This window comes from Leifsonia xyli subsp. cynodontis (assembly GCF_050632205.1).
GTDB lineage: Bacteria > Actinomycetota > Actinomycetes > Actinomycetales > Microbacteriaceae > Leifsonia > Leifsonia xyli_D.
Map to the genome: position 1 here is coordinate 3413049 of NZ_CP192578.1, position 21516 is coordinate 3434564.

General features: G+C 69.7%; 25 protein-coding genes and 1 pseudogene. 13 read left to right on the plus strand and 13 right to left on the minus strand.

Features of this window, described 5'->3' with window-relative positions; translation table 11 throughout:
• Positions 1-26 precede the first annotated feature (26 nt).
• The 6 genes from ACQ86M_RS17120 to ACQ86M_RS17145 are packed head-to-tail and all read right to left on the minus strand — an operon-like array spanning position 27 to position 2984.
• A complete protein-coding gene (locus tag ACQ86M_RS17120) occupies positions 27-365 on the minus strand; it encodes a hypothetical protein (protein WP_431246290.1) in 339 nt (112 codons plus the stop codon).
• Complete coding sequence (locus ACQ86M_RS17125) at positions 362-733, minus strand: hypothetical protein (RefSeq protein ID WP_431246291.1); 372 nt, start codon at positions 731-733, stop codon at positions 362-364. The genes ACQ86M_RS17120 and ACQ86M_RS17125 overlap by 4 nt, the downstream gene beginning before the upstream one ends.
• Before the next feature lie 16 nt (positions 734-749).
• A complete protein-coding gene (locus ACQ86M_RS17130; RefSeq protein ID WP_431246292.1) occupies positions 750-1979 on the minus strand; it encodes a lipase family protein in 1230 nt (409 codons plus the stop codon).
• Positions 1976-2353, minus strand: a complete 378-nt coding sequence (locus tag ACQ86M_RS17135; protein ID WP_431246293.1) for a hypothetical protein — start codon at positions 2351-2353, stop codon at positions 1976-1978. Before ACQ86M_RS17135 ends, ACQ86M_RS17130 begins: the two co-directional genes overlap by 4 nt.
• A gap of 41 nt (positions 2354-2394) precedes the next feature.
• Complete coding sequence (locus ACQ86M_RS17140) at positions 2395-2814, minus strand: hypothetical protein (RefSeq protein ID WP_431246294.1); 420 nt, start codon at positions 2812-2814, stop codon at positions 2395-2397.
• Positions 2811-2984 carry a hypothetical protein gene (locus ACQ86M_RS17145; protein ID WP_431246295.1) on the minus strand — a complete coding sequence of 58 codons (174 nt, stop codon included), beginning with the start codon at positions 2982-2984 and terminating at the stop codon, positions 2811-2813. Before ACQ86M_RS17145 ends, ACQ86M_RS17140 begins: the two co-directional genes overlap by 4 nt.
• 88 nt (positions 2985-3072) lie before the next feature.
• Here ACQ86M_RS17145 and ACQ86M_RS17150 point away from each other — a divergent pair, with 88 nt between their 5' ends.
• Complete coding sequence (locus ACQ86M_RS17150; RefSeq protein ID WP_431246296.1) at positions 3073-3702, plus strand: HAD-IA family hydrolase; 630 nt, start codon at positions 3073-3075, stop codon at positions 3700-3702.
• Positions 3703-3723: 21 nt separating this feature from the next.
• On the opposite strand, the gene ACQ86M_RS17155 is transcribed toward ACQ86M_RS17150, so the two are convergent.
• The 3 genes and pseudogenes from ACQ86M_RS17155 to ACQ86M_RS17165 form a co-directional block, all read right to left on the minus strand.
• Positions 3724-4170: a hypothetical protein gene (locus tag ACQ86M_RS17155; RefSeq protein ID WP_431219794.1), complete on the minus strand. Its 447-nt coding sequence runs from the start codon at positions 4168-4170 to the stop codon at positions 3724-3726.
• Positions 4167-4652 (minus strand): glycoside hydrolase family 6 protein, encoded by a 486-nt coding sequence (locus ACQ86M_RS17160; protein WP_431247909.1) that lies wholly within the window; start codon positions 4650-4652, stop codon positions 4167-4169. Before ACQ86M_RS17160 ends, ACQ86M_RS17155 begins: the two co-directional genes overlap by 4 nt.
• A pseudogene (locus ACQ86M_RS17165) lies at positions 4601-5203 on the minus strand (glycoside hydrolase family 6 protein); the annotation flags it as partial. The pseudogene ACQ86M_RS17165 and the gene ACQ86M_RS17160, both read right to left, overlap by 52 nt.
• A 227-nt stretch (positions 5204-5430) precedes the next feature.
• Between ACQ86M_RS17165 and ACQ86M_RS17170 the strand changes: the two are divergent.
• Together ACQ86M_RS17170 and ACQ86M_RS17175 are read left to right on the plus strand one after the other, a co-directional pair.
• The gene (locus tag ACQ86M_RS17170; RefSeq protein WP_431246297.1) at positions 5431-5901 is read left to right on the plus strand and encodes a hypothetical protein; all 471 of its coding nucleotides are present in this window, start codon (positions 5431-5433) and stop codon (positions 5899-5901) included.
• A 44-nt stretch (positions 5902-5945) separates the two neighbouring features.
• The gene (locus ACQ86M_RS17175; protein ID WP_431246298.1) at positions 5946-6665 is read left to right on the plus strand and encodes an IclR family transcriptional regulator; all 720 of its coding nucleotides are present in this window, start codon (positions 5946-5948) and stop codon (positions 6663-6665) included.
• A 52-nt stretch (positions 6666-6717) separates the two neighbouring features.
• Here the strand turns inward: ACQ86M_RS17175 and ACQ86M_RS17180 are convergent, their stop codons facing one another.
• A complete protein-coding gene (locus ACQ86M_RS17180; protein WP_431246299.1) occupies positions 6718-8610 on the minus strand; it encodes an FAD-binding monooxygenase in 1893 nt (630 codons plus the stop codon).
• A gap of 322 nt (positions 8611-8932) precedes the next feature.
• On the opposite strand from ACQ86M_RS17180, the gene ACQ86M_RS17185 reads away from it, so the two are divergent.
• The 5 genes from ACQ86M_RS17185 to ACQ86M_RS17205 all read left to right on the plus strand — a co-directional run bounded on the left by ACQ86M_RS17185 (position 8933) and on the right by ACQ86M_RS17205 (position 14851).
• A complete protein-coding gene (locus tag ACQ86M_RS17185; RefSeq protein WP_431246300.1) occupies positions 8933-9913 on the plus strand; it encodes a hypothetical protein in 981 nt (326 codons plus the stop codon).
• A gap of 477 nt (positions 9914-10390) precedes the next feature.
• Complete coding sequence (locus tag ACQ86M_RS17190) at positions 10391-11059, plus strand: DUF1345 domain-containing protein (protein WP_431246301.1); 669 nt, start codon at positions 10391-10393, stop codon at positions 11057-11059.
• A 78-nt stretch (positions 11060-11137) separates the two neighbouring features.
• Positions 11138-12460 (plus strand): O-acetylhomoserine aminocarboxypropyltransferase/cysteine synthase family protein, encoded by a 1323-nt coding sequence (locus ACQ86M_RS17195; protein ID WP_431246302.1) that lies wholly within the window; start codon positions 11138-11140, stop codon positions 12458-12460.
• A gap of 9 nt (positions 12461-12469) precedes the next feature.
• A complete protein-coding gene (locus ACQ86M_RS17200; protein ID WP_431246303.1) occupies positions 12470-13789 on the plus strand; it encodes an NtaA/DmoA family FMN-dependent monooxygenase in 1320 nt (439 codons plus the stop codon).
• Positions 13790-13825: 36 nt separating this feature from the next.
• Positions 13826-14851 carry an EamA family transporter gene (locus tag ACQ86M_RS17205; RefSeq protein WP_431246304.1) on the plus strand — a complete coding sequence of 342 codons (1026 nt, stop codon included), beginning with the start codon at positions 13826-13828 and terminating at the stop codon, positions 14849-14851.
• On the opposite strand, the gene ACQ86M_RS17210 is transcribed toward ACQ86M_RS17205, so the two are convergent.
• Complete coding sequence (locus ACQ86M_RS17210; RefSeq protein ID WP_431246305.1) at positions 14848-15402, minus strand: CGNR zinc finger domain-containing protein; 555 nt, start codon at positions 15400-15402, stop codon at positions 14848-14850. The genes ACQ86M_RS17205 and ACQ86M_RS17210 overlap by 4 nt on opposite strands.
• Before the next feature lie 70 nt (positions 15403-15472).
• On the opposite strand from ACQ86M_RS17210, the gene ACQ86M_RS17215 reads away from it, so the two are divergent.
• The 4 genes from ACQ86M_RS17215 to ACQ86M_RS17230 are packed head-to-tail and all read left to right on the plus strand — an operon-like array spanning position 15473 to position 18199.
• Positions 15473-16447 (plus strand): EamA family transporter, encoded by a 975-nt coding sequence (locus ACQ86M_RS17215; RefSeq protein ID WP_431246306.1) that lies wholly within the window; start codon positions 15473-15475, stop codon positions 16445-16447.
• Positions 16448-16486: 39 nt separating this feature from the next.
• Positions 16487-17317, plus strand: coding sequence for a class I SAM-dependent methyltransferase (locus ACQ86M_RS17220; protein WP_431246307.1), 831 nt, complete (start codon positions 16487-16489; stop codon positions 17315-17317).
• A 39-nt stretch (positions 17318-17356) separates the two neighbouring features.
• Positions 17357-17632 (plus strand): hypothetical protein, encoded by a 276-nt coding sequence (locus tag ACQ86M_RS17225; RefSeq protein WP_431219806.1) that lies wholly within the window; start codon positions 17357-17359, stop codon positions 17630-17632.
• A 36-nt stretch (positions 17633-17668) separates the two neighbouring features.
• Positions 17669-18199, plus strand: coding sequence for a hypothetical protein (locus ACQ86M_RS17230; RefSeq protein ID WP_431246308.1), 531 nt, complete (start codon positions 17669-17671; stop codon positions 18197-18199).
• A gap of 3 nt (positions 18200-18202) precedes the next feature.
• Here ACQ86M_RS17230 and ACQ86M_RS17235 read toward each other — a convergent pair whose 3' ends face one another.
• Positions 18203-18400: a hypothetical protein gene (locus tag ACQ86M_RS17235; RefSeq protein WP_431246309.1), complete on the minus strand. Its 198-nt coding sequence runs from the start codon at positions 18398-18400 to the stop codon at positions 18203-18205.
• A gap of 130 nt (positions 18401-18530) precedes the next feature.
• Between ACQ86M_RS17235 and ACQ86M_RS17240 the strand changes: the two genes are divergently transcribed.
• Complete coding sequence (locus tag ACQ86M_RS17240) at positions 18531-18788, plus strand: DUF3072 domain-containing protein (RefSeq protein ID WP_431219809.1); 258 nt, start codon at positions 18531-18533, stop codon at positions 18786-18788.
• A gap of 13 nt (positions 18789-18801) precedes the next feature.
• Here the strand turns inward: ACQ86M_RS17240 and ACQ86M_RS17245 are convergent, their stop codons facing one another.
• Positions 18802-21447: a right-handed parallel beta-helix repeat-containing protein gene (locus ACQ86M_RS17245; protein ID WP_431246310.1), complete on the minus strand. Its 2646-nt coding sequence runs from the start codon at positions 21445-21447 to the stop codon at positions 18802-18804.
• Positions 21448-21516: the final 69 nt, after the last annotated feature.

Sequence of the window (21516 nt, forward strand, 5' to 3'; positions counted from 1 at the left end):
GGGGTCAGGTGGGATGGGCCCCTCCGCTACCTCGCGTCGCGCTGTCGCTCGAGGAAGAGCTCGCGTTCTGTGTACTGCTGCGTCCTCAGCTCGTCGAGGTCTTCCTCGAGTCGGGCGACGGCGCGGTTCGCCTCCCAGACCTCGGCCTCGGTGATGTCCGAGACGCGGTGCAGCGCGGCGCGGAAGCCGGGATCGTCTGCCGCTCCCTCGCGCGCGGCGAGCGCGTGGAAGTCCTCCTGCATGCGGGCCATCTGCGAGCGGTAGTACGCGACGCCTTCCTCGGCCCTCTCGAGGCGGCGCCGCGCGACGACGACCGCTTGGTCCTGGGCGTCCTCCAGCTCACGGAGCGATGAGTACTCGGTCATGTGATGCTGTTCACTCCGTGGGTGTAGTCCGAATGCGACAGGATGTGGTCGACGCCCTCATCCACCTTCCCGGCGACCAGGCCGGCGAGGAGCGCGTTGTTCGCTTTGGCGCTTCCCAAAGCGAGGAGGATTTCGGCGGTGAGGGCTTCCGTCCTCACCCACGCGCCGGAGCGGACCATGGCGTTCTTGCCGTGGACCATCGGCGGAAGGAGGGCGTGCAGGAGCCCCACCGCGGCGTTGTGCACCAGCTCATCGATCGCCTCCTGCGCTCCGTGAACCAGGTCGTCGAGACCCTTGCCGATTCCCTCGATCACGCTCGCCAGGTTGTCCCAGGCCTGTTCGGCCTGGCCCCATCCGTAGTCGGACATGTCCTACTCCTTTCCCCTATCGCCCGGCGAAGATCGACGCCCACCGTGCGTCCTGCTCGACCGCGTTGCTCATGGCGGCGCCGATGCCGGCGGTCAACCTGTGCACGGTGGCGACGTGGTCGTCCACCAGGCGGTTCACCGCGGTGACCGCGTGCTCGTCGATGTTGTCCGAGACGCGCAGGCGCTCGGTGATCACACAGTTCTCGATATCCGTCGCCGTGATGTAAGGAATCCCGGAGACGGCGCGACAGGCATCGTCGAGGCTGACCTGCAGCTGCGGGACCAGGGAGCTGTTCACCGACTTCACCTGCGTCAGCAGATCGGACGTGCTGAAGATCGAGGACGCCAGGGAGGCCGCCGCGAGCGTATCCATCGCGACGAGCATCGCCGACACGGACCTACCGACCGACTCGCCGACCAACGGATTCCGCAGCACCGTCATGGCTCCGGAGACGCCCGCCGCGACGGCCGTGCGGTACGCCGGTGGCACCCCCTGCAGCAGGTTCTCGGTGATCTCCAGCCTGCTCCGCCCGGTCTTCGTGATGTCCGTGATCCGGCCGTCCGTGAAATGGAATCCGGTATCCAGGTTGTGATACTGAAGCGGGTCCTGCCCCGGCAGTCCGTGCACGAAGATGGCCGTGCCCGACGTGTTGCCGCGCGAATTGCCGATCGGGTCCCACTCGTTTACGAAGTTGCGGAAGGGGTTCCTGCCGGCGGCGATCTCCTTCGTCAGCCACTCGCGCTGCTCCGGGGACATCGCATCCCACGGGTCGGGGGAGTTGAAGGTCGTCGAGGACCAGTGGAGATCGGAGGCGACGAGCGTGGCTACGTGGCCCCCCAGGGAATGTCCGACCGTGTCGAAGGTGGCCTCGGGGTGCTTCGCGAGCACGCGCGATCGAACCTTCTTCGCATACTCCTTGGCCTCGGCCGCCTGCGTCCCCCCGACAGACTTGCCGGCCATGACCTCCTGCGAGTCTGCGTTCAGATCGGCGTGGTCGGCGGGATTGGTCCCCGCGAAGGCGACGAAGACGTGCCCGTAGTCGGGTTCGCCGTTGACCAGCGGCGCCACCGCGATGCCCTGCAGACCCGTGACCGGATCGCTGACGGGGGCAGGGTCGTTGAGGATGATGAAGCGCGGGTTTCCGGGTGGGAATCTGTGGTTCTCTTTCCAGGGCAATTTCCGCCACTTGGGGTCGACGTTGTAGGCCGCCTGTGCGATCTCCGCATAATCCTCGTCGGTGGTCAACTCAGCACCTCGGAGCTGCCGTCGCTGTAGACAACGGTGACACTGTGGGGCGGCGGTGCGCCGGGAGCGATTGTCGGCAGCGCATCGCCTCCAGACAGAAACGTCCCGAGGATCTCCTCATAACGCTTGCCGTCCACCGTGACATACGCGCTCGCTCCCCAAGCGCCGCTGCCGTCGACGTGGCCCTCGTCCGCGAACGTGATTGCTTCAATTTGCGGGTTTGGATAGTCCTGCACGAACTGCAGCGCGACCCTACGCTGGTTGGCCAGGTTCCTTTCGGTCGATAGCTGCTTGTTCACCATTCCTCCGTAGAGCGAGCAGGCGGTCGTGCCCGCTGTCGTTGCCGCGATGAGCGCGAGGGCCGCGAGCATCATTGTGATCTTCCGAGTACGAGAGCGTCCCGGCGCCCTGGCCGTCACTCGAGCACCTCGGATGTGCCATCGCTGTAGATCACGGTTACGGATGGCGGGGTCGAGTGCGGGGCCACCGGGGGCAGCCCGTCTCCGCTTGATACCAGCGTGTCCAGTAATTCGTGGTATTCCTTCCCCGCGACCGTTACGACGGCGCTGGCCCCCCAGGCGCCGCTACCATCGATATGGCCCTCGTTGACGAACCGGATGGTTTCGAGGTCCGGATTCGGGTACCCCCGAATCAGATCCAGCGCGACCTTCCGCTGATTAGCCAGATTTCCCTCGGTCGATAGCTGCTTGTTCACCATTCCTCCGTAGGGCGAGCAGGCGGTCAGGCCCGCTGTCGTTGCCGCGATGAGCGCGAGGGCCGTGAGCAACGACGCGAGCCTCGGCACATGATGGCGGCTCCCCATACTGGCCGTCATTCGAGCACCTCCAGCTGAACCGCGACCTTCCGCTGGTTCGCCGAGTTCCCCTCCGTCGACAGCTGCTGGTTCACGAGCGCCGAGCACGCAGACAGCGCCACCTCGCTCGTCGCGAGAACCGCGACGAGCGCCGGAGTCGCCGCGCTGCGCGGCCACCGCTCGGGATTCAAGTGCACAACTATCCATTCATATGTGAATACCAGTCCGCCTAGACTACCCGGTCTAGTCGCCGCCGCGCCGGTCTCCTAAGCTCGGAGGGTGGATGAGATCGCAGCAGCCGGGTTCCTGTTCGACATGGACGGCACGCTCGTCGACTCGACCGCGGTCGTCGAGCAGGTGTGGACGGCGTTCTGCGAGCGGCACGGCATCGATCCGGCCGCGATGCTCGCCTTCGCGCACGGACGACAGGCTGCCGACACCATCGCGCACTTCCTCCCCGACCTGAGCGAGGGCGAGCGCGCGGAGTTGCTCCGCGAGTTGGTCGCGGAGGAGCTGACGCGCACCGACGGCATCGTCGAGGTGCCCGGTGCGGCCGCGCTGGTTTCGCGGCTGGTGGCGGATGGCGCGTCGGTCGCAGTGGTGACCAGCGCACCCCGGGAGCTCGCCATCACCCGCTTGCGCGCCGCAGGCGTTCCGGTACCCGAGGTCCTCGTCGCGGCCGAGGATGTCGAGCGCGGCAAGCCCGATCCGCAGGCCTACCTCCTCGCTGCCGAGCGACTCGGGGTGCCCATCTCCGAGTGCGTCGTGTTCGAGGACGCGGAGGCGGGTCTCGCCGCCGGGATCGCCTCTGGTGCGCGTGTGATCGTGGTCGGGGGCCACGAGTCGGCGATCACGGCCGAACTGCCGCGGCTCGCGCACTACACCGACTTCACGACGATCTCCGCCTGACCGACGGGTCGGCTTCGGCGGTCAGCGCGCGGTGAGGCCGCTGCCCTGCCCGCAGATGGTGGTGCGCACCCAGCCCTCCGCGTCCGCCGGCGCCAGCTCGCCGGAACGCACCAGGCGCACGAAGTCGAGCGCGTGGTCGGTGAGGCGTCCGTCGGCGGTATCGGGCGCATCCCGGCCCACGTGGATGGAGAGCCAGCGCGTCGCGGGCGCGCCGATCCGCGCCGCGACGGCCACGATGCCGGCGAAGTGCCGAGCCTGACCGTCGGTGCCGTCGTCGACGTGGCGGCGGAAGCCCCGGCCGCGGATCCGGTTCGATCCGCCGCGGCCGGCATCGACCGGCCAGAGCGGACCGCGCCGCACGCCGGCCGCCTCGTGCCCGAGCCGCCGGAGGAACTCGCCCGGAGTCGACGTCCGGGCCGCGACCCGCGAGCACGCCTCCGCGAGCCGGCTGCAGGCGTCCGCGGTCACCCTTTCCGCCCGTCGACCAGCGCCTCGGCCCCCGCCTGCCACCACACACCCGCGGCAGGGCCGCCGTTGCAGGTGCCGTCGCTGACGCCCGGGTGCTTCACCCAGAGCAGCGCATCCAGCTTGCCTTCCGTGCCCTCCGTCACCTTCGGGTCCTCGCCGAGTTTCGCGCCGGGAGGGTTGCACCAGGTGCCGGTCCAGCCGTTGGCGTTGCGGGAGACGTCGATGACGTAGTGCTTCCAGCCCACCTTCGACGACAGGCGCCCGGCGTAGTCGCGCTCACGCGAGGTCGTGTCGAAGTTGGAGACGTTCGTGAAGAAGCCGTGCGCTCCCTGCACTCCGGCCTTCTCCAGCCAGGCCGCCTGGGCCGAGGGGAGAGCCAGCGCGCGTTGCCGCCGTCGAGATAGGTCGCGATGCCCGCCCCCTCGAGGATGCCGACCGAGGCCTTGAGCAGGGGCAGTCGTACCTCGGCGGATCCGTCGCACTTCTTGTCGGCGAGCATCCCCAGCGAGTCGGGCTCGAGCAGCACCACCGCGTGGCTGCCGCGGAGAGTGGATGCGATGGTGCGCATCCACGGCAGGTACTGGTCCGGCGCGAGGCCGCCCTTCGAGTAGCCGCCGCAGTCGCGGTTCGGGATGGCGTACGCCACGAACACCGGTGTCGCCTGCTGTGCGCGAGCGTCGGCGACGTCGTTGCGCAATTCGGTCACCAGGCGGTCACCCTGGAACCACTCGCCGAGCCAGACCGCGGTAGGGATGTCGGCGATCCGCCCGGCGATGAGGGAGGAGGCCGTGTCGCCCTGCTGCTCGAATCGGGCGGCCGCGGCGGCGGCCTCGGTGTTCGGGTCGAGGTACAGCCGGGTGGATGCGAACGCCCGCGACGCATCACCGGTCGGGGTCGCGGTCGTACTCGTGGACGGCGTCGGTGACGGCGCGGCGGCCGGCGCAGCCCCGCGGCGCGCGAGTCCGAGGGCCGCCGCACCGGCGACGATCGCCACGGCCAGCACGACGGAGGTGACGATGATCGGCTTGCGCATCCGCTCCCCTTCCCGCACGGCGCCGGAAAGCACACCCTAACAGCGCGATGTGCACGGCCCGCGTGTCGCCCGAAATGGGGGACAGCCGCTTGTCCTCCAAATGACCCACAGAACGGTCTTTCTGGCTATGCTCGCGGTTGTCACACCCCGAGTTACTCCCTTGAGCCCTGCAGGACGGACCCGAAACCCGTTCCGCAGGAAGACCCGAACGCTGCAAAGGACGTATCGTGCACACCTCTTCCTACAACCATGCCCACGACCGGGCCCAGCTGCTCGCCCGCCGTCACGAGCGCGACCTGCACTGGGCGAAGGAGCGCCGTCGCCAGCAGGAGCGCGCCGCCGCCGAAGCGCGCGCCCTGCTCGCCGCGCATCCGCTCCGCCTCGCTCGCCCGACCCTCTGGACCGCGGGCGCTTCGCTCGCCGTCGTCGCCGGCGGCTGGCTCCTGGCCGTCGGTGCGGTGACGCCCGCCTGGTCGGCCGTCGTCGACGGTGTCGCGATGGCGCTGGCCGTCGCCGTGCTCGTCGGGGCGACCGTCGCGATCGGCCGCCTGCAGTCCCGGCGCGCGGCCGCCCGGGTGCTTCTGCGCTCGCGAGAGGCGCGCCTGTCGCACACGCAGTTCCACATCCAGGAGAGCGTCCACTCGTTCATCGACGCGCGGGTGGATGTGGTCAACACGCGGGAGACCCTGTCCGCCTGACGCCTTCGGCGCCGCCGCCCGCCAGGGTTTCTATAATCGAACACATGCCCCGCTCCGACGACGGCGCCGGAACCGGCGCGCCCCCGCTGCAGACGCTGTCGCGCGGCATCCGGATGCTGGAACTGCTCGCCGAGGCCGGTGAACCGCTGACCATCCAGGCCATCGCGTCGCGCCTGGGCCTGCACCGGTCGATCGCCTACCGCATCCTGCGCACTCTCGAGGATCACGGGCTGGTGGTGCGGGACGCTTCAGGCGCCGTCGAGCTCGGCCCGCGCATGGCGTCGCTCGCCCGCGCCGTGTCCCGCGACCTGCAGTCGGCCGCGCTGCCGCAGCTGACCGCTGTCGCGAACGAGCTGACGATGACGGCGTTCCTCGCGGTGCTCGACCGCCACGACGTCGTGACGCTCGTGACCGTCGAGCCGTCGCACGCGCATGCCACGGTCGCCCAGCGGCCGGGCACGCGGCATCCGCTCGCGTCGGGGGCTCCCGGTATCGCGATCCAGTCGGCGCTGACCGAGGCGCAGTGGCGCGCACTGCCCGGGGAGCACGAGCGCGACGAGGCCCTGCTCGCCCGCGAACGCGGCTATGCGACGAGCCACGACGAGGTCATCGCCGGGCTGGCGTCGATCGCCGTCCCGGTGTCCGCGCCGGGTCAGCCCGTCGCGGCGCTCGCCGTGGTCTATGTCGCGAACGGCGTCGACGCTGCAGCGATCGGCGCGCGGCTTCGGGCCGCGGCGGACGCCGTCGAGGCGGAGCTGCGCTGACCGGGCGCCCCACCCCCGTCCCCCACACCCTCGATGAGGATGCTGCCGGACGCTAGCGGGTCAGCGCCTCCGCCCGCAGGATGGGCCGGAAGAAGGCCGCCAGCTCGTCCGTGGCGGTGAGCGGCAGCACGTTCGCGACGTACTGGTCGGGTCGCACGACGACGATCGCGCCGCCGCGGTCGATACCGCGCTCGGCGAAGATGTCGTCGACCGGGCTGGCGGCGTAGACCTTCTCGTAGTCGATGAGGCCGAACGGTCCCACGTGGGGGAGGAACAGTCGCGGCACGACGCCGAGGTCCACCCGTGTGTGGTCCTGCTGGTAGATCACCTTCACGTCGAACCAGGCGTCGGGGTCGGCGCCCTCCGGGGTCGCGGCGAGTGGCGACTCGGGCGAGGACGACATCCACTCGGCCAGCTCGGCGACCGGCGAGTTATCTCCCGCGGCCGCCGCGTCGGCGAACACGTAGATGCGCCACCGTCCGTCGGCGCGCGCATGATGTCCCAAGTGCACCGGGTTGCCGTCGCACACGCGCTCGACCGGGGCCGACTTGAACCGCTTCCCGGTCGGGAACCCGGATGCCAGCTCCTGATGGGATGCCTCGCCGACGATGAGCGACGGCGTGTACTGCGTCATGAACCCGGCGGGGAACTCGGCGGTGCGCACGTAGAAGTCCTCGAGCTCGGAGGGGCTGGCGAACTCCTCCGGCTTCTTCGCCATCAGGGTCGACCACTGCTTGTCGAAGTCGATGAGATCCTTGGCGACCACCTGACGCTCGGCCGAGTAGGTGGCGAGCAGCGACTCCGGAGCACGGCCGTCGAGCACGTGGCCGAGCTTCCAGCCGATGTTGAAGCCGTCCTGCATCGAGACGTTCATGCCCTGGCCGGCCTTCGCGCTGTGCGTGTGGCAGGCGTCGCCGGTGATGAACACGCGCGGGGTGCGCATCCCGAGCTCCTCCGGCAGCACGTCGTCGAAGCGGTCGGTGAGCCGGTGACCGACCTCGTAGACGCTGTGCCAAGCGACGTTCCGCACGTCCAGCGTGTACGGGTGCAGGATGTCGTTCGCCTTGGCGATGATCTGCTCGATGGTGGTGGAGCGCACCGCACCCTTGTCGTCGGGCGCGACCTCGCCGAGGTCGACGTACATCCGGAACAGGAAGCCGCCCTCGCGCGGGATGAGCAGGATGTTCCCCGCCTCCGATTGGATGGAGCACTTGGTGCGGATGTCCGGGAAGTCGGTCACGGCCAGTGCGTCCATGACACCCCAGGCGTGGTTGGCCTGGTCGCCGGCGAGGTGGCAGCCGATCGACTCGCGGACCTTGCTGCGGGCGCCGTCGGCGCCGACGACGTACTTCGCGTGGATGACGCGCTCGGCTCCTTCGTCCGGCCCGGCCGTGCGGCGCAGGGTGACGGCCACGGGATGCTCGCCGTCGCCGACCTGCAGCCGTACGAACTCGTACCCGTAGTCGGGCGTCAGCCGCGCGGGCGCATTCGCGGCGACCTCGGCGAAGTAGTCGAGCACGCGCGCCTGGTTGACGATGAGGTGCGGGAACTCGCTGACCCCGGTCGGGTCGTCGACGGGGCGCGCGGTGCGGACGATGCGCGACGGGTCGGCCGGGTCCGGCTTCCAGAAGGCCATCTCCGTGATCCGGTACGCCTCGGCGATGATCCGCTCGGCGAATCCGAACGCCTGGAACGTCTCGACGCTGCGGGCCTGGATGCCGTCCGCCTGCCCGATGGCGAGCCGGCCGGGGCGGCGCTCGACGAGCCGCGTGACGATCCCGGGGAACTGGGCGAGCTGCGCCGCTGCGATCATGCCGGCGGGGCCGGAGCCGACGATGAGCACGTCGGCCTCGTCGGGGAGCTCGTCCGGGCGGTCTATTCCGGCTCCGGAGGGCTCATGGATGCGCGGGTCGCCGGAGACGTATCCGTGGTGGTGGAACTGCACGGGATCCTCACTTCGTCGTAAGTCAATGCTGTTCGATATCAGAACGCTACGTTCGGATATCGATGCTGGGAGTGTACCAGTTGGTTCTTGCGGAGACCTCTCGCTCCACGTTGCCTCCCTGTCGGCGACTCGAGCTCGCTGGGGCGTTTGGAAGAACCTGCTCGGATCCGCGTCATATTCGGGTGGCCTCGAAGTCTGAATCAGTAGAGGGCGCCGCCCTTGTGTGTGGAGCACGACCGTCAGTGTGGACTGCGGCCGTTCCGGCCTGTCGGGTGACGGACATCTGTCCACTTCGTTCGTCGTTGAACGGAAGGAGACCTTCGTGAAGAGATCTCGAGTTTTGATGTCGGCTGCAAATCTGGCAGGAGTCTGCATCATTGGGGCTAGCCTGACCGGGGTCGCTGCGCCGGACGCGGAGGAACTCAACGCAGTGGATGCGGTGGCCGCGATCCAAGGCGTCGTGCCGGAGTCGTTCTCCGGCCTTGCAACGGTGAGTCGCGACAGCGACGCCGCCGCGGCGGCAACTTTTGAGGGCGGCAGGGTGGACGTCCCGGTCGACCCTGCCCACGGCCTCTCGCTCGGAGACTCGGTTCAGATCGGGTTGCCGTTTGCCCAGCAGGCGTCCGACGCAACGGGTTCTCAGCTTCCGGGCGTGGTGGCGTACGACAACAAGAACGGCTCGACCACCGTCCCGCTCATCAAGGCGGATGGTGCCGTGCAGATCAACACCGTGATCGACAACGCGAGCGCTCCAAATCGGTACGACTACCCGATCGACGTGCCCGATGGAGCATCACTCACCCAAGACGTGAACGGTACTGTTGCGGTGGTCGCTGCGGACGGCGCGCCGCTGCGCGTCTTCGGGGAGGCATGGGCGAAGGATGCCAGAGGCCAAGCCGTGCCGACACACTACGAAGTGCGCGGTAACACGCTCACGCAGGCCGTCGACTTCACGGAGCACACTGCCTTCCCCGTCGTCGCTGATCCGACGACGACTGGGGTGTACTCGTACAACTGCGTGAACGCGAACGGCAGCAGCTATTTCATGAGGCCAAACGAGAACCTGACGAACTGCAAGGGGAGCTACCTCCAGAAGTACATCAACGGCCGCATGGTTCAGTCGCTCAGCCTCGTCTACCGTGGCGGTGCAACCGCAAAGGTCACCTGGAAGAGCGGATGCATCCTTGCGCTGGGTGGAGCGGCGGTCGCACTGGTGTGGTTCCCGCCTGCCGGCGTCACAGCCTGGGTCGTGACCAGTGCATTTGCGGCGGCGGGGATCTCCCAGAGTTGCAAAGGCTTCTGATGTCGGTGCGGCCTCGGCACTTCGCCTACTTCGCCACAATGGCTCTCGTAGTGGGGGGCACGCTGCTAGGTGCCTCGCTCCTCCCGCCGCCGTGGGGCGGGATGGCGCTGACGGTGGGGTCGCTTCTGTGCGCTGCCGTCGATCGAGTGTGGAGTGGCGTCAGAGGTCCAGTCTTTCCGCCACCGCTGACCGCCGCAGTTCGGGTATATCTCGCGATCTTGGCGGTCGTCCTGCTGTCCACGGTGCTGATGGTCACGGTGCTCGCTCCCGGTAGCGGTTCGCCGACGTGGACCTTCTCCACAATCGCCATGCTCACTGTCCTCGCCGGGAGCTGGGTCCCGACAAGGAGGCCCCGGTGGAGCCCGCCACCGAGTGGCGAGGGCTAGACACAGCCACGGGCTGCATTGAGCCGCGTGACGATGCAGCGGAACCGGCAGCGCATCGTCACGAATCCGCCGGCTGCGCGTCCTCACTGACGTGACCTCTCCCGACAATGCTCCCCACCGTGGCTGGGTCCGTGCCGGCTTCGCGGCGAACCTGCTCGTGCAGGGCTGTCTGACGATCGTCGGCGTGTGGGTGGTCCTCTCGCCCGGCCTCGAGAGTTCGATCAGCCTCCTGACGACCTGGTGCCTGATCGCGACCGTGTACCTCATCGGCGTCTGGGTCGTCCTCGCGGTGAACTCCCGGCGGGCACGACCGGCTCCGGCCGCGGGATCCCTGCTCTACACCGATTGGACGGCGCGATCCGTCGTCGCCGCATCCACCCTTTTCGCCAGCCTCACCGGGATCGTCTCGGCGATCCAAGTGCGTGTCGTCCACGACGATGCCCTGCTCGATCTCTTCGCCGACGTGGTCGGCACCTGCGCCATGCTGCTGTCCTGGGGGCTGCTGCACTGGGGCTACGCGCAGTTGTACCACCGGAGGAGTCAACACTCGCCAGAGCCCGTGATCGCGTTTCCCGGAACCGGGAGCCCGAGGCTCAGCGACTTCGTGTACTTCGCCTTCACCATCGGCACGTCCTTCGCTGCCTCTGACACCGAGATCCTCTCGCCGCGGCTGCGCTGGGCGGTGGCCAAGCACTCCATCCTGAGCTTCTTCTACAACGGGGCCATCATCGTCGTCGCGCTCAACGTCCTGACGCACTGACGCCCTCCCACGGCGGCCGGGCCGTAGCTTTCCGCAACAGAAGGGTGCCGCCGGGATGCGGTGCCGCACCATAGGGAGATGCCGGAGTTCACCACAGCCCAGGTCCACGCGGGAGAGTCCCGCGACGCCGCCCACGGCGCCCGGGTCACGCCCATCTACCTGACCGCAGGGTTCGAGTTCGACAGCTTCGCCCAGGCGGAGGGACGCTTCGGCGGCGACGAGGCGGGCTACACGTACAGCCGGTCGGGCAACCCCACGACGGCGGCGCTGGAGCGGCGGGTCGCCGCCCTCGAGGGCGGACGCGAGGCGATCGCCGTCGGCAGCGGCCAGGCCGCGCTCACGGTCGCCGTTCTCGGCCTCGTGCAGGCGGGCGACCACATCCTCTCGGCGCAGAGCATCTACTCGGGCACGCGGGGACTGTTCGAGAACGGACTGCGGCGGCTCGGCATCCAGATCGAGTTCGTCGACGACCCCACCGATGCGGACGAGTGGCGACGGCGCATCCGTCCGAACACCCGGGTGCTGTTCGGCGAGTCGATCGCCAACCCGGGCAACGAGGTGCTCGACATCGAGGCCGTCGCGGCCGTCGCGCACGACAACGGCATCCCGCTGATCGTCGACAACACGCTGGCCACGCCGTACCTGCTCCGGCCGGGTGCGCACGGCGCGGACATCGTCGTCCACTCGGCGAGCAAGTACCTCGGCGGACATGGGTCCACGCTCGGCGGTGTCGTGGTCGACCAGGGGACCTACGACTGGGCGTCCTCACCCTTCACGCACCTCACCGGGCCCGACGAATGGCTCGAGGGCTCCAGCTACGTGGCGGAGCACGGCGCCGCCGCCTACACCGCCTTCGCCCGCTCCGTCGTGGCCTCCCTGTTCGGACCGGTGCTGTCGCCGATGAATGCGTTCCTCATCCAGCAGGGCATCGAAACGCTCTCGCTGCGGGTGCAGCGGCAGTCCGACACGGCGCTCGCCGTGGCCCGCTGGCTGCAGGAGCAGCCCGAGGTCGTGCGCGTCGACTACGCGGGCCTGCCCTCCCATCCCGCGTACGAGCTGGCGTCGCATTACCTGCCGAAGGGTCAGGGCGCGGTGCTCGGGTTCGCCCTCGCCGGGGGCGCTGCCGCGGCCGAGCGCTTCTACGACTCGGTCGACCTGTTCAGCCGGATGACCCACATCGGCGACGTGCGGTCGCTCATCCTGCACCCCGCATCCACCACCCACGCTCACCTGCACGACGACGTGCGTGAGGAGACGGGAATCGGCGGCGGGCTGCTGCGCCTGTCGATCGGGCTCGAGGATGCGGAGGACCTGATCGCGGATCTGGCGCGCGGCCTGGCAGCAGTGAGGGCGGCGGATGCGGTCCTGACCGAGGCGGTCGTCGCGGCGGCCGGACGGTAGGAGGAGAGCATGGCACGACTGCAGCACTTCGGCTGGTTCTTCAGCCGCGGCTTCGGCCCGCAAGGGTGGGGTCACCCCTACTGGGAGTGGGGCTACGACTGGACGCGTCCCGACCTGTACCAGCAGTCGGCGCGCGAACTGGAGCAGGCCGGCCTAGACCTGGTCATCATCGAGGATGCGCTGTCGCTCGGCTTCCCGGACACCGTTGACCTGCGCGTGCGCGAGGCTTACGGCGGCCCGAAGCACGACCCGCTCATCCTCTCGCCGTACCTGCTCGACGCCACCCGGCACCTCGGCGTCGCGCCGACGATCAACGCCGGGGCGTATCCGCCGTACGTCGCGGCGCGGCAGTTCGCGAGCCTCCACCACCTGAGCGGTCACCGTCTCGGCGTGAACGTCGTCACCGACGTCGGAAGCGCGCGGCACCTGGGCCTTCCCGCTCTGTCGCACGACGCCGCCTATGACCGAGCCGAGGAGTGGCTGACCGTCATCCGCCGGCTGTGGCACAGCTGGGACGACGGGGCGTTGGTGCAGGATGCCGCGACGCGGCACTTCGCCGACGGCTCGAAGATCCGGCCATTCCAGCACGAGGGCGAGTACTTCACGGTCGCCGGGCCGCTCAACGCGGTGCCGTTCAGCGCGGGCGACCCGGCGATCGTCTCCCCGGGCGGCTCGCCGCGCGGCATCGCCTTCGCCGGCGCCCACTCGGAGGTGCAGCTCGCGCTGGCGCCGCTGGACGCGCAGAGCATCCGCGACTACCGGACCAAGGTGCGCGCGGCCGCGGCGGCCGCTGGCCGGAACCCGGACTCCATCAAGGTGCTGTTCGTCTTCAAGCCGGAGGTCGTCCCCAGCGACGAGGAGGCGCGGCGCGTCGTCGAGGCGTCGAAGCATCCGACCGACGAGGAGCTGTACCGCGCGCTGGCCGGCCAGTCGAGCGACCTCGAGACCGACCTGACCGTGCTCTCGCTGGACGAGCCGTTCGACGTCACGATCTTCGGCGACCACGTCTCGCAGGGCAGCATCAAGGGGCTCTTCGGCAAGCAGGGCGTCCGCGAGGGCGTCACGCTGCGCGAGCTGATCGCGCCGAAGGTGGTCAAGGGGCGCATCGCCGACCGCGCCGGCTTCGTCGGCACGGCCGAGCAGATCGCCGACTTCATCGAGGAGATCGGGGAGGAGGCCGACAACGACGGCGTCATCTTCTCCGGCGACCTGCACCCGGTGACGCTGCACCGCTACCTCGACGAGCTGGTGCCGGTGCTGCGGCGCCGTGGCATCCTGCGCACCGAGTACGGCAACGGCGGCATCCGGGGCAACCTGTCGGACTTCTGAACGCGGTGGCGCGCTGGCGCGGTGGGCGGTGAAACGGTGAGCCGCCAGGCGGTCGGGCTGGCGGTCATGCTGGCCGCCCAGCTGTCGTTCAGCTCGAGCAGCATCCTGCTGAAGCCCCTGCTGGATGCGGGATGGTCGCCGGCCGCGGCCGTCGGTGTGCGCGTCGCGCTCGGCGGCCTCATCCTCGCCGTGCCGGCCCTCATCTCCTTGCGCGGCGACCTGCGGCCGCTGCTCCGGAACGGGCGTCTCGTCCTCGGGTACGCCCTCGTCGCCGTCGCGGGGACGCAGGTGCTCTACTTCGCGGCGGTGCAGCGGCTGCCGGTCGCGGTCGCGCTGCTCATCCAGTACTCCGCGCCCGTGCTGATCGTCGTGCTCGGCTGGCTGCGGGGCACGCCCGTCCGCCTCGTCGTCGTCGCGGGAGCCGCCGCGAGCGTGCTGGGCGTGGTTCTCGTCGTCGACCCCTTCGGCGGAGGCGGCAACGGCGCGATGGATGCGGTGGGCGTCGCCCTGGCGCTGGCGGCGGCCGTCTGCCTGGCCGGTTACTACCTGATCTCCGCCGTGCCGACGCCGGGGCTCCCTCCGCTCGCGCTGGTGAGCGCGGGGCTGCTCGTCGGCGCCGTCGCCACCGCCGCGGTGGGGCTGACCGGGTTGCTGCCTCTGTCGGTGTCGGTCGAGCCCGTCCGTCTCGGCGACGCGACGCTGCCGTGGTGGGGGCCGATGCTCTTCGTGGCAGTGGTCGCGACCGCGCTGGCGTACTCGCTCAGCCTGGCGGGTTCGCGCCGGCTCGGGTCGAGGCTCGCGTCCTTCGCCGGGCTGATGGAGGTGGTCTTCGCGACCCTGCTGGCGTGGTTGCTGCTCGGCGAGCGGCCGGGGCCGCTGCAGCTCGTCGGCGGGGTGTGCATCCTCGCGGGGGTCGTGCTCGTGCGGTCGGGCGAGATCGACCCGGCACTCGCAACGAAGGAGATCGGCGTTCGAATCTCCTTCGATGGGCAGTCGCGCGGGAGATTCGAACGGGATGCGGCCGAATCTCCTTCCGAAGCGGGCGAGCGGCCGAGCGCCTAGACCTCGTGCTCCTGCCGCGCGCGGAACGCGATCATGTTCACGCGGTTGCCGCAGCGGACACTGCAGAAGCGCTTCGATCCGTTGCGCGACAGGTCGAGCACGAGTCCGGTGCAGTCGTCGGCCGCGCAGACGCGCAGTCGGTCCGTCTCGCCCGAGCGGATGACGTCGACCAGGGCGAGCGCGACCTCGACCCGGATGCGCTCGGCGAGCGGCGCATCCTGTGCCGTCGCGTGCAGGTGCCAGTCGAAGCCGTCGTGGCGCATGAGGTAGGGAAGGGCCCGGGCTTCGGCGAGCATGGCGTTCACCTCGAGGGCGGCGGCGTCTCGGTCGAGCGACCAGGTGCGCCGCAGACGCTCGCGGGTGGCTCGCACCTCCTCCAGCTCGGCCTCGTCACCGTCGACGCGGCCCGAGTAGCGGTTCTCTTTCAGCAGGGCGGCGAGCTGCTCGGTCGTGGCGAGCTCGTCGCGGCCGCTGCGCGAGGCGCCGGGGTCGGTGTCGGTCAGGGCGACGGCGAACTCCAGAGCATCCAGGGTGTCAGGGGCAAAATGCAAGTTGACTCCTTACTCGACACGAGACTACCGTCAGGACCATCATCCCTTTCGATCCTGACAGGTGCATCCCATGGCGCAGCGACACCCCGCGACAGCAGGCTTCCTCATCGCCGTCCTCGCGGCTGCCTCGTTCGGGATGTCGGGCGCGTTCATCAAGCCGCTGCTCGAGAGCGGCTGGTCGCCCGTCGCGGCGGTGACGGCCCGCGCGGCCATCGGCGGGCTCGTACTGCTGCCCTTCGCCCTGTTCTCCGTGCGCGGCCGCTGGGACGCGGTCCGGCGCGGACGGTGGCGCCTGCTCGGCATGGCGCTGGTCGGTGTCGCCGGAACGCAGGTGCTGTACTTCGCGGCGATCCAGCGCATCCCGGTGAGCACCGGCATCCTGGTCGAGTACCTCGCGCCCGTGCTGCTCGTCGCCGTCGTCTGGGCGCGGACGCGCAGAGCGCCTCGCGCGGTCGTGCTTGCCGGGTCCGCGGTCGCCGTGGCGGGTCTGGTGCTCGTCGTGTCTCCGGGCGGGGCGGGCGCGCCCGACCCGCTCGGACTGCTGCTCGCCGTCCTGGCCATGGTGGGATGCGCCGCTTTCTACATCATCGCCGCCCGGCCGAGCGACGGGCTGCCGCCAGTGGCCCTCGCCTCCGGAGGGCTTCTGATCGGCGCCGTCGCCCTCGCGCTGGTGGGCGCGACCGGGCTGCTGCCGGTCACCGTGAGCTTCGCCGACGTCGCGCTGTTCGGCGCGGCGACGCCGTGGTGGGTGCCGCTCCTGGTGGTGGGCGTCATCGCGACCGCCGTCGCATACGCCTCCAGCATCACGGCCGCGGAACTGCTCGGCTCACGGCTGGCGTCGTTCACCGGCCTCCTGGAAGTCGTCGCCGCAACCCTGTACGCGTGGCTGCTGCTCGGCGAGCGGCTCGACGCGCTGCAGCTGCTCGGCGGGCTGCTCATCCTCGGCGGTATCGCGCTGGTGCGCGCCGACCGCGGGGAGGGGACGCCGCGAGAGCCGCGTCGCGTGCGGAGCGAGCCGCGCGAGAGCGCCCGTCCGCTAGGCTGACAGGCTCGGCGCCGGCCGGGCGGAGGAGGCGGCCGACCGATGACCCACTACAGCGACGCGAACCGTGCGAATTGGGACGAGCGGGCCACCCTGCACGCCGACCGTGGCGAGCACGGATACCGTGTCTCGCAGTACATCTCCGACCGGGAGGTGATCTCCGGTGTCGTGAGGTTCGACCTGCCCCGGCTCGGGTCGGTCGAGGGACTCCGGACCGTGCACCTCCAGTGCCACATCGGCACCGACACCCTCTCGCTCGCCCGGCTCGGCGCTCGCGTGACCGGGCTGGACTTCTCCGCGAATGCGATCGATGAGGCACGCGGGCTGGTAGCCGACACGGGCGACGACGTCGACTTCGTGGTCGCGGATGTGTACGACGCCGCGGCCGTTCTCGGCCCAGGGACCTTCGACCTCGTCTACACGGGCGTCGGGGCCCTCTGCTGGCTCCCGAGCGTCGACCGCTGGGCGGCCGTCGTCGCGGACCTTCTGGCACCCGGCGGCTCGCTGCATCTGCGCGAGGGCCACCCGATCCTCTGGTCGATGGATGAGCGGCTCGACGACGACCTGCATCTCCGGTTCCCCTACTTCGAGCAGGAGCAGCCGCTGGAATGGGACGACGACTCCACCTACGTCGAGACGACACGCCCCCTGACCGCGACCCGCACCTATGAGTGGAACCACTCGCTCGGCGAGATCGTCACCGCCCTCATCGGTGCCGGCCTCCGCATCGACCTCCTCGAGGAGCACGACAGCGTGCCGTGGGAGGCGCTCCCCGGCCAGATGGTGACCCGCCCCGACGGCGAGTTCGCGCTCGGCGCTCTCGACGGTGTCGCGCCCCTCAGCTACACCCTGCGGGCGACGAAGCACGCCTGACCCCTTGTCGATCGCAGCGGACGCGCCGATGGTGGAGTCATGGATGACACGAGCGGCGACGGCGGCCGGCGCGGGCACGACGAGGACAAGTCGACGCTGGATGTGCGGCTGACCGGGGTGCGCGATCCGAAGGACCCGGACGGGCTGCTGACGGTGGAGCAGGATGCCGCGCGTCCCGACCCGGCCCGCTACGGGACCCCGGAGACGGACACGCTGGAGCGCGAGCGGGCGTACGTCGCGGCGCTCGGCGCCGACGGCTCGGCCGACGACCTGCCGCAGGTGCCGCCGAAGCGCGGAGTCACCGGGCTGGGCTGACGACGGGCAGCGGTCGCCCGGGGAGAGAATGGCCTGATGGCCCTCCCCGCGACCGAGCGCATCGTCCCCGTCTCCGTGCAGCGCATCGAGCTGGAGGCGGCGGTCGCCTTCGGGACGCTGCGGCGCGCGTTCGAGACCGAGGTTCCGCCCCTCGATGTCGCGCACCTGCGCGAGCTGCTGTCGTCGGGAGCGGACTGGCGGCGGCTGACGCTCGAGACGGCCGGCCCCGGCATCCACCGCTTCGTGCGGTTCTGGACGGACCACCCGACCCCGGTGATGCGGGTGGGCGGAGCGGATATCGCGAGCGCCGTCTACCTGATCGGGGACTATGCGACGGCCGCGCGGATGTTCCGCCACGACCCGGGCACCCTCCTGTACACGCCCATCCGCGTCGAGCTGCACGCCGCCCGCGACGGGGGCACCGTGCTCACCGTCGATCAGCCGAGCAGCCGGCTCGGCAGCTTCGGCAACAACAAGATCACACAGGCCGGTTTCGAACTCGACCGGATGCTCGGCGACCTGCTCGAGGAGCTCGGCCTGCCGCGGCCCAGCGTGCTCCGGCGCTGAGGGTCAGCCTTCGGGGCCCGGCACGTCGGGCCCCGTGACCGCCACCTCGCAGCGGTACCAGACGCCCGCCACGCCGCCGGCGTCCACCCACGAGCGGACGACCTCGTAGCGGCGCGGCACGTCGCCCTGGGTCGGCTGCTGCGACATCGCATCCTCGAGCGCCTCGGCGAATCCCGCCTGAGACGAGCCCGTGACCATCATGGGAGCCCCCTTCCCGGCTCGACGGCGAGCCGATCCAGCCGCACGCTACGCCATTCCGGATCGCTGAGGCAATGGACGCGGTGCCGTCAACCCGGATGCGGTGTCGGTGCCGCGGCGTACTGTCTGCCGCATGACCGACAGCAACGACACCACGAACGGGGCAGGCGACGACGTGCTCGGCGCTCGCCGCGGCGACGACGAGAACCCGGCCAGCAAGGACCCGTCGGAATGGGTCACCGGCGACGAGCCGATGACCGCCTCCCAGCGCAGCTACCTCGACACGCTCGCCCGCGAGGCCGGCGAGGAGATTCCCGCCGACCTCACGAAGGCGCAGGCGTCCGAGCACATCGACCGCCTCCAGCAGAAGACCGGGCGCGGCCAGAACTGACCGCCGGGCAGTACTACTTCGCCGTGATCGACAGCCCGTCGAACTGGTTGATCGCCGACTGGTTCACGTCGTGGGACGTCGAGAAGATCCCCGCGTCCTGCGTGGCCGCCGCCGACGCGAGGGTCACCGGCGCGCCGATCGGCACGTAGTTCGCCCCGTCATAGGAGTACGACGCCGTGAACGCGGAGCCCGTCCGGGTGAGCTGCACCCAGATCGGCCGGAAGACGTCGACCGACGCCTTCGCCTCCGAGTCCAGGTAACCGTCGCCGTTCGCATCCCACTCGAACACGACACCGTTGCGAGCGGTCACCGCGACGACCGCGTAGCCCGCCGACGACCCCGCCTTCGAGGTGTCGTTGCGGACCATCACGCCCGACTTGGCCGACGAGTTCGCGTCGTTGACCGACACCACCCGGGCCGAGACCGCGGCGTCTGCGGTGAACGACCCGGCCTTGTAGATCGCCCCGAACTGGTCCGAGTGCTGGCCGCCCGCGCCCCAGACGTCCGGTCCGGCGGCGGCGATCCCGTAGGCGTCACCGGCCTGCCCGAAGTAGGAGCTGACCGCGGAGGAGCCCGCGGTCGAGAGGCCGGAGACCGGCGCATCCACCGGGCACCCGGTGAACCCGAACTGGTTCGCATTGAGCGAGGTGCGGTACTTCGGTGCGACGCCGGAGGCGCAGATCACGTCGCGGGCGCCGGCGGGCCAGTTGGTGCCGGTGACCTTCACGTTGTTCGTCAGCGTGTTGTTGTGCGCCGCTGCGTTCGGGGCCGAGATGCCGCCCGAGTTGTACCAGTTGTTCCGGATGGTGTTGTCGCTCGTGTTGTTCCGGAGGCTGTACGCGTTGGTGAAGACGAACGAGCCGCCCTGCACCACGTTGTTCTCGTACGTCATCGAACGCGACCCCTCGTCGAGGTAGAGCCCGACTCCGGAGATGTTGAACAGGTAGTTCTTGTCGACGACCGACCCCGGGCTGGCGGACAGGTTGTAGACCGAACCGCCGTCGGCGAAGCGCGCCTTGGTGTTGTGCACGAGGTTGCCCTCCACCGTGTTGTCCTTCAGTGTGGTGGGCGTCGTGTACAGCGTGTTCCACTTGTAGTAGCCGCGGTCGACGTAGTCGTTCGACCCGCCCGCGTCGTTGATGCCCCAGCCGTAGCCGGTGTCGATGCCGTCGTACGGAACATTGGACACCTCGTTGTGCAGGATCTTCGCGCGCGTGACGTAGGTGCTGAGGATGCCGCTGTTGTCCTTGTAGTCCACCGAGACGTGGTCGATCGTGTTGTCCTGGATCGTGATGTCCTGGTTCGTCATCCGCGGGTCGCTCGGGTGGTGCGCGTCGGGGAGCACGCCTCCGACCGCGACGCCGTGGCCGCTGTCCTCCATGAAGCGGTTGCCGACGACCTGGATGTCGCTGGCTCCGTATCCGACTCCGGTGGTCGTCGCGTTGGCGTCGTTGCCGATGCCGAGCGCCGACGATCCCAGGTTGGTGAAGGTGTTGCCGGTGAAGGAGACGCGGCTGGCGGCCGAGACCTGCACGGCGGACGGCTCCTGGAACCAGCTGGTCCGCGCCCGCTCGAACATCTCGCAGCCGCGGGAGCAGCTGGTGAACGCGTCGGCCGGCCGGTAGTCGTAGGCGCCCTTGATGAAGAGGCCGTTCTGCTGGTCGGCGTAGCCGTCGGTGGACGGTCCGAGCCAGGAGGTGCCGGAGAATTGGATTCCCGAGAACGCGAGTCCGCTGACCGGCTGGTCGTACGTGCCGCCGATGCTGATCAGCGACTGCAGGCGCGGCAGCTCGATGTCCAGCTTGTTGGGGTCGATCCCGGCAGCCGGCTTGTAGTAGAGCTTGCCGCCGCTCGGGTCGATGTACCACTGGCCCGTCTGGGTGAGGAACGCCAGCGAGTTGTCGAGGTACCAGCTCGGGCCCGCGAGGAACGAGTTCTGGACGGTGTCCCAGCCCCAGGTGTTGTTGTCCCATGCCGGCTGCGCCATCGTGATCTCCGTGCTGCTGATGCTCTGCACGGGCGAGTAGCGGTTCGTGAAGTCGCCGAGCGACTCGAACTCGATGCGCGACTGGTCGGGCAGGCCCGCCAGGTATCCGAGCGCGGGGTTCTTGATGGTGAGACCGGTGGCGGTCGGCGTCACGTCCGCGTTCGCGAGGCGGATGGCCGCACGCGGCGCGATGGTGCCGTTGACGTAGAGCTGACGCGTGTCCAGCCCCGCGGGGGTCGGTGCCTCCCAGATGCCCGCACCTGCCGCTGAGGCGGTCCAGCCGGTGACGGCCGAGGATCCGCTGATGACGGGGTGGGCGCCCGGCGCGGCCGTCCAGCGGACGGTGTTGTCGCCGCCGCCGTCGCCGGCGTCGAACGACAGCGGCTTGTCGAGACGGTACGTGCCGTCCGCCAGCTGCACGGTGACGTCGCCGTGCTTGATGGACGGCCTCAGCACGTGCTGCGCCCGCTCGAGCGAGCAGGGCATCGACTGGCTGCAATGCCCGGCGTCCTTGCCGTCGGGCGCTGCGTAGAAGATGGTCGATGGAGCGGCTTCGGCCCGGAGCGGGATGAGCGCGGAGGCGATGACGACGCCTGCGCCGAGGATCGCCAGCAGCGCCGGCCTTCCCTTCCGCCTGGTCGTCGATCGTCGCGAGACTGACGTCGATGTCATATTCGATCGCTTCCTGTTCGTGGGAGGCATCGGCGCCCCCGCACACAGGGTTATCATACGTATGATGTT